At 60.5% G+C, this 9,774-nt stretch carries 9 protein-coding genes; 7 read left to right on the forward strand and 2 right to left on the reverse strand.

The features are described from left to right. The first annotated feature begins 7 nt into the window (after nt 1-7). From JJB09_RS25845 to JJB09_RS25870, 6 genes are read left to right on the forward strand one after another with little or no spacing between them, the layout of a single operon-like run. Nucleotides 8-661 carry an amino acid ABC transporter permease gene (locus JJB09_RS25845; RefSeq protein ID WP_201663979.1) on the forward strand — a complete coding sequence of 218 codons (654 nt, stop codon included), beginning with the start codon at nt 8-10 and terminating at the stop codon, nt 659-661. Continuing rightward, complete coding sequence (locus JJB09_RS25850; RefSeq protein WP_201663980.1) at nt 654-1,376, forward strand: amino acid ABC transporter ATP-binding protein; 723 nt, start codon at nt 654-656, stop codon at nt 1,374-1,376. The genes JJB09_RS25845 and JJB09_RS25850 overlap by 8 nt, the downstream gene beginning before the upstream one ends. Nucleotides 1,377-1,383: 7 nt before the next feature. Continuing rightward, nucleotides 1,384-2,634: an NAD(P)/FAD-dependent oxidoreductase gene (locus tag JJB09_RS25855; protein ID WP_201663981.1), complete on the forward strand. Its 1,251-nt coding sequence runs from the start codon at nt 1,384-1,386 to the stop codon at nt 2,632-2,634. A gap of 14 nt (nt 2,635-2,648) precedes the next feature. Then, complete coding sequence (locus JJB09_RS25860) at nt 2,649-3,650, forward strand: 4-hydroxyproline epimerase (protein WP_201663982.1); 1,002 nt, start codon at nt 2,649-2,651, stop codon at nt 3,648-3,650. Then, the gene (lhpI, locus tag JJB09_RS25865) at nt 3,647-5,338 is read left to right on the forward strand and encodes a cis-3-hydroxy-L-proline dehydratase (protein WP_201663983.1); all 1,692 of its coding nucleotides are present in this window, start codon (nt 3,647-3,649) and stop codon (nt 5,336-5,338) included. Before JJB09_RS25860 ends, lhpI begins: the two co-directional genes overlap by 4 nt. Before the next feature lie 10 nt (nt 5,339-5,348). After that, nucleotides 5,349-6,377 carry a trans-3-hydroxy-L-proline dehydratase gene (locus tag JJB09_RS25870; protein WP_201663984.1) on the forward strand — a complete coding sequence of 343 codons (1,029 nt, stop codon included), beginning with the start codon at nt 5,349-5,351 and terminating at the stop codon, nt 6,375-6,377. Between the two features lie 117 nt (nt 6,378-6,494). Here the strand turns inward: JJB09_RS25870 and JJB09_RS25875 are convergent, their stop codons facing one another. Together JJB09_RS25875 and JJB09_RS25880 are read right to left on the reverse strand one after the other, a co-directional pair. Further along, the gene (locus tag JJB09_RS25875; protein WP_201663985.1) at nt 6,495-7,577 is read right to left on the reverse strand and encodes a DUF2955 domain-containing protein; all 1,083 of its coding nucleotides are present in this window, start codon (nt 7,575-7,577) and stop codon (nt 6,495-6,497) included. 24 nt (nt 7,578-7,601) lie between these two features. Beyond that, entirely contained in the window at nt 7,602-8,720 is a 1,119-nt protein-coding gene (locus JJB09_RS25880; protein ID WP_425523771.1) for an HlyD family secretion protein, read from the reverse strand. A gap of 847 nt (nt 8,721-9,567) precedes the next feature. On the opposite strand from JJB09_RS25880, the gene JJB09_RS25885 reads away from it, so the two are divergent. Then, the coding region (locus JJB09_RS25885; protein ID WP_246748990.1) for a GTP-binding protein at nt 9,568-9,774 on the forward strand (207 nt) is incomplete at its 3' end.

Consider the following 9,774-nt stretch of genomic DNA (forward strand, 5'->3'; position numbering starts at 1 on the left):
GTGAGAGATGTTCAATACCGCCCTCAGCTGGAGCGATCTTGCTTTCCTTGCGCATGGCGCGGGGATGACGCTTGCGGTCACTGCCGTTTCTGTGGCCGCCGGCACTGTCCTCGGGATACTCTTCGGCGTCATCCGATTCCAGTTCCCGTCCTACTGGACCCTGCCGCTGACTTTCGTGCTCGACGTGTTCCGCTCGGTACCGCTGTTGATCCAGTTGGTGCTCGGCAATGCCCTCCAGTCCATCTTGAAGCTGGGCTGGGCCCCCTTTACCACCTCCTGCGTGGTGCTGTCCCTCTACACGGCGGCTTACTGCACCGAGATCGTGCGTGGCGGCATTTCTTCGGTGCCGCCGACCACCCGCCGTGCGGCTCGCTCGCTCGGCATGACCTGGTGGCAGGACATGCGCTATATCGTAGCGCCTCTGGCCACCCGCGTGTCGCTTCCGACCTGGATCGGATTGACGCTTGGCGTCATGAAGGATTCCGCGCTCGTGCTCTGGCTCGGCCTGATCGAGCTTCTGCGCGCCTCGCAGATCCTTGTTACCCGACTGCAGGAGCCGCTGTTCATCCTGTTGATCTGCGGTACCGTCTACTTCCTCATCAGCTTCCCCGTCGCCCGGCTTGGCGGGTATCTCGAAAAACGGTGGTCCCCCAATGATTGAGATTGAAAACGTCCATAAATCCTTCGGTGCATTGCAGGTTCTAAAAGGAATCGACCTCACCGTGAAAAAGGGCGAGGTGGTCACCATTATCGGCGGCTCCGGCTCCGGCAAATCGACGCTGCTGACTTGTATCAACGGGCTTGAGCCCATTGATTCCGGTCGGATCAAGATCGATGGCACCGAGGTTCATGCGAAAGCCACCGACCTCAACAAACTGCGCACCAAAGTTGGCATCGTGTTTCAGCAGTGGAACGCTTTTCCGCACCTGACCGTGGTGGAAAACGTCATGCTTGCGCCGCGCAAGGTGCTTGGCATGTCGAAGGAAAAGGCCGAGGAGATTGCAGTGAAGCAACTGACCCATGTTGGTCTCAGCGAGAAACTGTCAGTCTATCCGAACCGGATGTCGGGTGGCCAGCAACAGCGCATGGCGATTGCCCGGGCGCTTGCCATGCAGCCGGAATACATGCTGTTCGACGAGGTGACTTCGGCGCTGGACCCGATGTTGGTCGGCGAAGTGCTCGACACCCTGCGGATGCTGGCTTCCGAGGGCATGACGATGATCTGCGTGACGCATGAGATGAAGTTCGCGCGTGAAGTGTCTGACCGCGTGGCGTTCTTCCATCAAGGTGTCATGGCAGAGATTGCTCCGCCGGAGCAACTGTTCGACGCGCCGCAGCACGCCGAGACGAAAAAGTTCCTCTCGGCAACGCATTGAGGCCATGATGCAGAACAAGACGCAGCCCGATGTCATCGTCATCGGTGCCGGTGTCGTGGGACTTTCCGCGGCATTGGCCCTACAGGCACGGGGACTTTCCGTTACGGTGCTGGACCGAGAAGGTCCGGCCGCTGGTGCATCGGCGGGCAATGCCGGTGCTTTCGCCTTCACCGATATTCAGCCGCTTGCTTCGCCGGGTATCCTGAGAAAGGCGCCGAAGTGGCTGCTCGACCCGCTCGGGCCGCTGTCGGTGCCGCCCGCCTATGCGCTGCAGATCGCGCCCTGGATGCTCCGTTTCTGGCGGGCCTGCTCGCCCGGTCGCGTTGCCGCCTCGACGTCGGCGCAAACCGCACTGATGGATCTATCGAAGGCGGAGCTGGAACCCTTCCTGCAACGAACTGGAACGGCTTCAATGCTGCGCAAGGAAGGCAACCTTCAGGTCTATGAAGGCGAGGCAGAGTTCAAGGCCTCGCTCGCAGGCTGGAAGGTGCGGGAGATGCACGGGATCGAGTTCCGTCACCTGGATGCCGCCGGCATGGCTGCAATTCAGCCCGGACTCGCACCGCGCTTCACGCATGGTACCTTTACCCCCGGCTGGTTCTCCATCGCTGATCCGAAACTCTACACTCTGGCCCTGGCGGAACGATTCCAGGCCACAGGTGGCGAGATCGATCGCGCTGAAGTGACGGCATTGCGTCCCGTCGAGGGTGGCGTCGACGTCGTGACGGCTGAGGGCAAAGTGCGCCGCGCCGCGCAGGTTGTACTGTCTGCAGGCGCATTTTCGCACCAGATCTCCCGGACCATCGGCGAGAGCATTCCGCTGGAGACCGAACGGGGTTATAATACGACACTTCCGTCCGATGCTTTCGATCTGCGCACGCAGGTCACCTTCGGCGGCCACGGCTTCGTCATCACCCGCCTGTCGACCGGAATTCGCGTCGGCGGGGCGGTGGAACTTGGTGGGCTCAAATTGCCGCCGAACTTCCGCCGGTCGGAGGCCATGCTGCAGAAGGCGCAGGCCTTCCTGCCGGGGCTGAAATCCCAGGGCGGGGTGCAGTGGATGGGCTTCCGCCCCTCGCTGCCCGACAGCCTGCCGGCCATCGGCCGCGCGCGCGCCACTCCACGGGTGGTTTACGCTTTCGGTCACGGCCATCTCGGCCTGACCCAATCGGCGGGCACGGCCCGGATCGTCGCCGATCTCTTGACCGGCCAGACCCCCGCCATCGACATCGCTTCTTTCTCGCCTCAAAGATTCTGACAAAGGTTTCGACCATGGCCAATCATACCTTCTCCTGCATCGACGGACACACCTGCGGGAACCCCGTTCGCCTCGTTTCGGGCGGCGGCCCGCTTCTCGAAGGCAACAACATGCTGGAAAAGCGGGCGCATTTCCTGCGGGAGTTCGACTGGATCCGCACCGGTCTCATGTTCGAACCGCGCGGGCATGACATGATGTCGGGCTCGATCCTCTATCCCCCGACACGGCCCGACTGTGACGTGGCGGTGCTGTTCATCGAGACATCCGGCTGCTTGCCGATGTGCGGACACGGGACCATCGGCACGATCACGATGGCGATCGAAAACGGACTTATCAACCCGCGCGAACCCGGCAAGCTGTCGATCGACGCTCCTGCGGGCAAGGTGGACATCACCTACCGTCAGGAGGGCCGTTTCGTCGAGGAAGTCCGCCTGACCAACGTTCCGGGCTTCCTCTATGCGGAAGGGCTGACGGCCGAGGTCGAAGGTCTCGGAGAAATCGTGGTTGACGTTGCCTATGGCGGCAATTTCTACGCCATCGTCGAGCCGCAGAAGAATTTCCGCGACATGGCCGACCATACTGCTGGTGAACTGGTGGGTTGGAGCCCGAAGCTTCGCGCCGCACTGAACGCCAAGTACGAGTTTGTCCATCCCGAGCATCCGGAAATCCGTGGCCTCAGCCACATCCAGTGGACGGGTAAACCCACGCAAGCAGAGGCGCACGCCCGCAATGCGGTGTTCTATGGCGAAAAAGCCATCGACCGCTCGCCCTGCGGAACCGGGACGTCTGCACGCATGGCCCAGTTAGCCGCCAAGGGCAAGCTGAAGGTGGGCGACGAGTTTGTGCATGAATCAATCATTGGCTCGTTGTTCAAGGGCCGCGTCGAAGCAGCGACGAAGGTCGCCGATCGCGACGCGATCATCCCTTCGATCGCAGGATGGGCGCGGATGACCGGCTACAACACGATCTTCATTGATGACCGCGATCCCTTCGCGCATGGCTTTGTTGTGAAATGAGCCACCTAGCGCCCGCTCGCAGTATCCTTGGCGGCACGGCCAATGGTCCCATCATTGCCGCCCGGGAAGCCCTGAGCTTCTGGGGCGGGGTCGATCCCGCCACCGGATGCGTGATTGACGTGCACCATCCGCTACATGGGGTCTGTCTTACCGGCGGCATCCTGCTGATGCCGTCGAGCCGCGGATCCTGCACCGGTTCGGGCGTGCTTCTGGATCTCGTGCTGACGGGGCGTGCGCCGGCGGCGCTGGTGTTTTCCGAAGCCGAAGACGTGCTGACCCTTGGCGCGCTGATTGCGGCTGAAATGTTCGACAAGCCTTTGCCTGTGCTGCGCCTGGCGCCGGAGGCTTTCGCGGCGCTGTCGCGTGCGACGGCGGCTCGCATCAGCGAGACAGCGATCGAGGCCGAGGGCTTGACGATTCCTGTCACACCGCCTGCCACCACCGCGCTCCAGCTCACCGAGGCCGACCGCGCCATGCTGGACGGACGCGAGGGCGTCGCAGTGCAGCAGGCCATGCGCATCATCTGCGCGATGGCTGCTCAACAGGGCGCGTTGGGACTCGTGGATGTGACACAGGCGCATATCGACGGCTGTATCTATGCGAGCCCCGCGAACCTGACCTTTGCTGAGAAAATGGCCGAGATGGGAGCACGCGTCCGTGTGCCCGCGACGATGAACGCCATCTCCGTGGACCGCGCCAATTGGCAGGCACAGGGCGTGCCGGCCTCGTTCGGCAACCCGGCCGCGCGTCTGGCCGACGCCTATGTCCGCATGGGATGCCGCCCGACCTTTACCTGCTCACCCTATCTGCTCGACACTGCGCCCACGGCGGGCGAATCCATCGCATGGGCGGAATCCAATGCAGTGATTTTCGCCAATACCGTGCTCGGAGCGCGGACGGCCAAGCACCCCGATTTTCTGGATCTCTGCATCGCGCTGACCGCACGTGCGCCGCTGTCCGGAGTCTATCTCGACAAGCATCGCAAAGCGCGCCGTGTCATTGACGTGGAACTGCCTGAGGGTGTGGACGATGCCTTCTGGCCGCTGATAGGCTATCTCGCAGGACGTGCGGCGCCCGACTGTATTCCGCTTCTGCGCGGGCTTGCTTCGGCGCAGCCGTCGCGTGACGACCTCAAGGCGCTCTGTGCGGCCTTCGGCACCACTTCTGCCGCGCCGATGTTGCATATTGAAGGGGTGACCACGGAGGCCGATGGCGCGATCGGCGAGACTGCCGACCACGCGACCATTTCCCGCTCAGACATGGCCGCGGCATGGACCGTGTTGAACGAAGGGCCCGAGGACGTGGAACTGGTCGCGATCGGCAGCCCCCACGCTTCGTTGGCCGAGTGTCGCGGATTGGCGAGTGCTTTGGCCGGACGCCGGCGCCATCCGGATGTCGCTGTAATCGTCACTGCCGGGCAACAGGTTATTGCCGATGCAAAAGGCGAGGGCACCTTGGCCCTGTTGCAGGAATGCGGCGTCCAAGTGCTGCCAGACCTCTGCTGGTGCTCGATCTCCGAGCCGGTGTTTCCGACAAAAACCCGCGCCTTGATGACAAATTCGGGCAAATACGCCCACTACGGTCCCGGCCTATCCGGCCGTGCCGTCCGCTTCGGCAACCTTGCCGACTGCGTCACTGCGGCGTTGACCGGCCGGGTTCCGGTTCGCCTCCCAGACTGGCTTTCGTGAGGAACTTTCTATGCGTAGTACCAAGACCATTCATGTGATTTCCGCGCATGCGGAAGGCGAGGTCGGCGACGTCATCGTCGGCGGTGTGAAGCCGCCACCCGGAGAAACGATCTGGGAACAGAGCCGCTGGATCGCCAAGGACAATACCCTGCGCAATTTCGTCTTGAACGAGCCGCGCGGCGGGGTCTTCCGCCATGTCAACCTGCTGGTGCCACCCAAGCACCCGGACGCCGATGCTGCCTTCATCATCATGGAGCCGGAAGATACGCCGCCGATGTCGGGATCGAACTCGATTTGCGTCTCCACCGTGCTGCTGGACAGTGGCATTCTGCCGATGACGGAGCCGGTAACCGAAATTACACTTGAGGCCCCTGGCGGTCTCGTTCGCGTGCGGGCCGAATGCCGCAACGGCAAAGCCGAGCGGATCTTCGTACAGAACCTGCCGAGCTTTGCCGAACGGCTGGATGCGAAGCTCGAAGTGGAGGGGTTGGGGACTTTGACTGTCGATACCGCCTATGGCGGCGACAGCTTCGTGATTGTCGATGCCGCCGCGATGGGTTTCAGCCTGAAGCCGGACGAGGCGCATGATATCGCGCGTCTCGGCGTTCGGATCACCAATGCAGCTAACGCTGCGCTGGGATTCCACCATCCGGAAAATCCAGACTGGAAGCATTTCTCCTTCTGCCTGTTCGCTGGTCCTGTCGAGCGTACCGCCGAAGGTTTGCGCGCAGGTGCGGCAGTTGCAATCCAGCCTGGCAAGGTCGACCGTTCGCCGACGGGTACAGCGCTTTCGGCCCGTATGGCAGTGCTGCACGCGCGCGGACAGATGAACATGGAAGACCGGCTAACCGCAGTATCGTTGATCGGCTCGACGTTTTCGGGTCGCATCCTTGGTACGACTGCAGTCGGTGACCGCCCGGCGATCCTGCCGGAAATCTCCGGCCGAGCCTGGATTACCGGGACACACCAGCACATGCTCGACCCGTCCGACCCCTGGCCCGAGGGCTACCGGTTGACCGACACCTGGGGCGCGCGCTGACCCAAAAAAGCAGGTGGATGCCGCTGTAAGAGATTGAGGTCGCCGCGAAAGTGGCGATCTCTGTTACTGGTAGGCAAGATCTGGGTAAACGCACCCTGGTTTTGGGTAACTTTCACGTCATGAATTCGATAGCTCCGGATGCTCGGCATCCTCTTCGGCTGCCATCGCTTCCGGACGATGTCTTGGCCATAAGATCGGGGCCAGTGTAAGTACGATCAGGATTGCCAGCACAATGCTGAATATCCGGGTGGAAAAAGTTTCCCCAGCTGTCCCCGGTATCGGTGAAATGGCTATGCCCAATATCAGCAGGAAGATGGTGAACGCCCCGGCAAATACTTTTGCCGCGGGAATGTTCCTTGCGGCGTGGCCTCCAAACGTGAGGCCGGCAGTCAGCACCGTGAGAAACAAAAACGGCAGTGTCGGCCGCATTTCCAGGAAGCTGAAGGCGATGCAGGCGGCCAGTCCGCCGAGAAAGTTGACAAGCATCAAGCCGGTCGCAGCCTTTCCGCTTGCGGCGACATCGAGTTGCATCAGCAGCGATGCGACGGTGAGCGGGATCACCATCGCGGTGGAAAACCGATCGTTCGTCAGGCAGAGCAGCACGACAAGCAGTAGAATTGTGGTGTTTGCCAGCGCATGAGCGACGGGGCGAGGTGATTTCGGCGACGGAACAGGTGTGACATCTTTTTCCGCCCGCGCCGGCAATAGCGCATGTGCAAGCCACATCAGCAACAGGCCTGTTATCACGCCCTTGAGCAACAGTGACAGGATGGACTCGCCAAGGTCGCGGTTCAGGATGCCGAAAAGCGGCACCATGACCCCGACCATAAGGGCAAGCAACGCCACTGTGCCGCCTTTTCCTGACGCTTGAATGTAAAAGCAGCAGAAATACAGCCCGCCGAGCAACGGCATGATCACCAACGGGCGTTGACCGGCAATCGCCACAAGATATTCCAGCGATGTACCCAGCCCGACAATCAGAACGATCATTCCGATAGCCGTCGCAAGCGGCATCGGGCGGTTGCTCGACAGGAGGAACTGCGCGGCAAACAAAGGCCCGAGAAATGGCAGGATGGAGCCCACCGCAACGGCTACGGTAAAGCCAAGGGCAGCAGCAAAAGCAGCCCGGAGGCCCTTCCGACCTTCATCGGAATTCCAAGCATATCCTGCAATCTTCTCGCCGGAAGCCGATTTGGTCATTTTGCCCCGCTATATCAGTCCGGTCTAGTTGAGATAGGTCAGATACTTTAGAACGTTCATCCAGACTTGGCCCACCAGATTCGTCACCGGATGCTCACCGGTGTAAATGACCACATGAGCCTGCGCTCCATAGCGAACGCCCTTCGGCCGCTCACCTTGCAGGATAAGGCGCACGGGGAAACTCTGCGGTGTCCGAATCCAGCCGTTCTCGTTTGAAACTTTCGGCAGTCCGGTCTCTGGGTCGACGCTGCCTTGCGCGACCCCCAAGCCGACACTTTCTACCGTAGCCGGGTACAACTTGCCCGGAAGCGCGTCGAACAAGATTTCGGCCTTGTTGCCGGGGGCGACGTTCTCGAGGCTGTTTTCCTTGAATGCTGCAGTGATCCACAGGGTTTGGGTGTCGATGAAAGTGATCGCATTCTTGCCGGCGGTAGCAAAACTGCCGATCGACAACTGGAGGTTAGTCACAACACCGTCAGATGGCGCCTTGACGGTCGAACGGATGACGTCCAGTTGGGCGCGGCCGAGCGCTGCAAGGGCTTCCTGTATCTGCGGATTGTCATTGCCAGCGGGACCTAGCTCTTCGCGCGCGCGTCGCAGGTCGGCTTCGGCGGCGAGCACGGTTGCTTGCATCTCTTTGAGGCGGGTTGCGTCTAATTCAGCTCTCTGGGCCGTAACCGCGCCTTTCTTGAGCAGTTCCGCGGAACGGTTCGCCTGTTCACGGGTATTGTCCAGCGTGGCGTTGGCCTCTACCAGCCTCGCTTGTGCAGCATCGACATTGGCTGTCGAAACGCCGATCTCCTGTCCAACGCGCCCAAGACGGGATTCGGCTTCCCGCACGGCTATCTCGAATTGTTCGGGATCGATACGAAAGAGCACCTGGCCCGCTTTCACCCTGCTGTTGTCACTCACGGGTACGTCGACAACCCGGCCGTTCACTTCCGGCGCAATGCCAACGACATAGGCCTGTATGGTCGCCTGCGACGTGATCGGCGTCCTGCGCTCCATGAAAACGGAAAGCGCGAACAGCAGCGCCGTTATGATGAGTACGGAAAACGCTATTCCCCGGAGTGGATTTCCCTTCTGGATCTGCGGTTGTTCCTCCGGCAAATCAGACGTAGCTTTAAATGCTTCTTCAGACAAATCATTCGCCCCCTGATGCTTTGACCCGGAACCTTCAAGATCAACAGCTTGCCATCGTCGCCTTGGAAGTATCGGATACATATGCCGCTCGAACCAACACTCACTACCCGGACCTGCTCCCGGAAGTCCCCACCGGAGAAGGAACTCCCGCCGGAAACATCATGCTCTCAAGCAACTGGAACTTCCAGCAAATTGGAACGCTTTGGAAGCCCTAGCTGCAATTCCCCCCGTTGTCCGGCGCCGCCATCCGGTCATTTATGCAATTCACCGACAGAAGATTGCGTTAGTCAATCCCTCGGTTGCATTCTGTAGCTGAAACGCCTCTGCAGCAAAGTAAAAAGGAGGAGAATGCTGGCTCTGCCAGTCTAAGTCATGAACCCTATATTTGACTTATGATTTCGTCAAACATGCAGCCTCCATCGATTCGAGCAGTTCTTTGTGGGGGGGCATCGCGACCCCAAACGGCGCGCCGGGCAGTCCTGCCGCGGCAAACAGGAATCATGCGGCCAATCTCGCTGACGTGAGGACAAGCCGCGCCGTCAATCTGCCGGGCAAGGCAACACTCGCAGCGATCGCAACCTCCGAAAGCCATGTGCAAGATCCTCAAGAAAGTTCTTAAATAATGGTAATAACCGCTTGTCTATAAATTAGGAAACCCTCTTTTACCGCTGCGGCTGCGATTTCGGGGGCGCGTTCAGATGACGGGAAACTGCTCTACCCTATGGCGTTTACCGTTTTTCAAACAATTTCTCTTGCGCATCCCGGGCGAAAGCTCTAAACGGCTGCGCAAACCGGCAGCGCAACGCGCCGGCAAAGCCCGTCCTTTGATCTTGAGGTAGTAGTCACAATGGCAAAGAGCAAGTTTGAGCGGAACAAGCCGCACGTCAACATTGGCACGATCGGTCACGTCGACCACGGCAAGACGTCGCTGACGGCCGCGATCACCAAGTATTTCGGCGAGTTCAAGGCGTATGACCAGATCGACGCCGCTCCGGAAGAAAAGGCACGCGGCATCACCATTTCGACGGCGCACGTCGAATATGAAACGCCGGCC

The sequence above is a fragment of the Phytoamicus setariae genome (assembly GCF_016722925.1).
Taxonomy (GTDB): domain Bacteria; phylum Pseudomonadota; class Alphaproteobacteria; order Rhizobiales; family Rhizobiaceae; genus Rhizobium_E; species Rhizobium_E setariae.

Excerpts from the sequence above, each read along its gene's own strand:
- JJB09_RS25845 (WP_201663979.1), top strand. The coding sequence starts at position 8 with ATGTTCAATACCGCCCTCAGCTGGAGCGATCTTGCTTTCCTTGCGCAT.
- JJB09_RS25850 (WP_201663980.1), top strand. The coding sequence starts at position 654 with ATGATTGAGATTGAAAACGTCCATAAATCCTTCGGTGCATTGCAGGTT.
- lhpI (WP_201663983.1), top strand. The coding sequence starts at position 3,647 with ATGAGCCACCTAGCGCCCGCTCGCAGTATCCTTGGCGGCACGGCCAAT.
- JJB09_RS25875 (WP_201663985.1), bottom strand. The coding sequence starts at position 7,577 with ATGACCAAATCGGCTTCCGGCGAGAAGATTGCAGGATATGCTTGGAAT.
- JJB09_RS25855 (WP_201663981.1), top strand. The coding sequence starts at position 1,384 with ATGCAGAACAAGACGCAGCCCGATGTCATCGTCATCGGTGCCGGTGTC.
- JJB09_RS25860 (WP_201663982.1), top strand. The coding sequence starts at position 2,649 with ATGGCCAATCATACCTTCTCCTGCATCGACGGACACACCTGCGGGAAC.
- JJB09_RS25870 (WP_201663984.1), top strand. The coding sequence starts at position 5,349 with ATGCGTAGTACCAAGACCATTCATGTGATTTCCGCGCATGCGGAAGGC.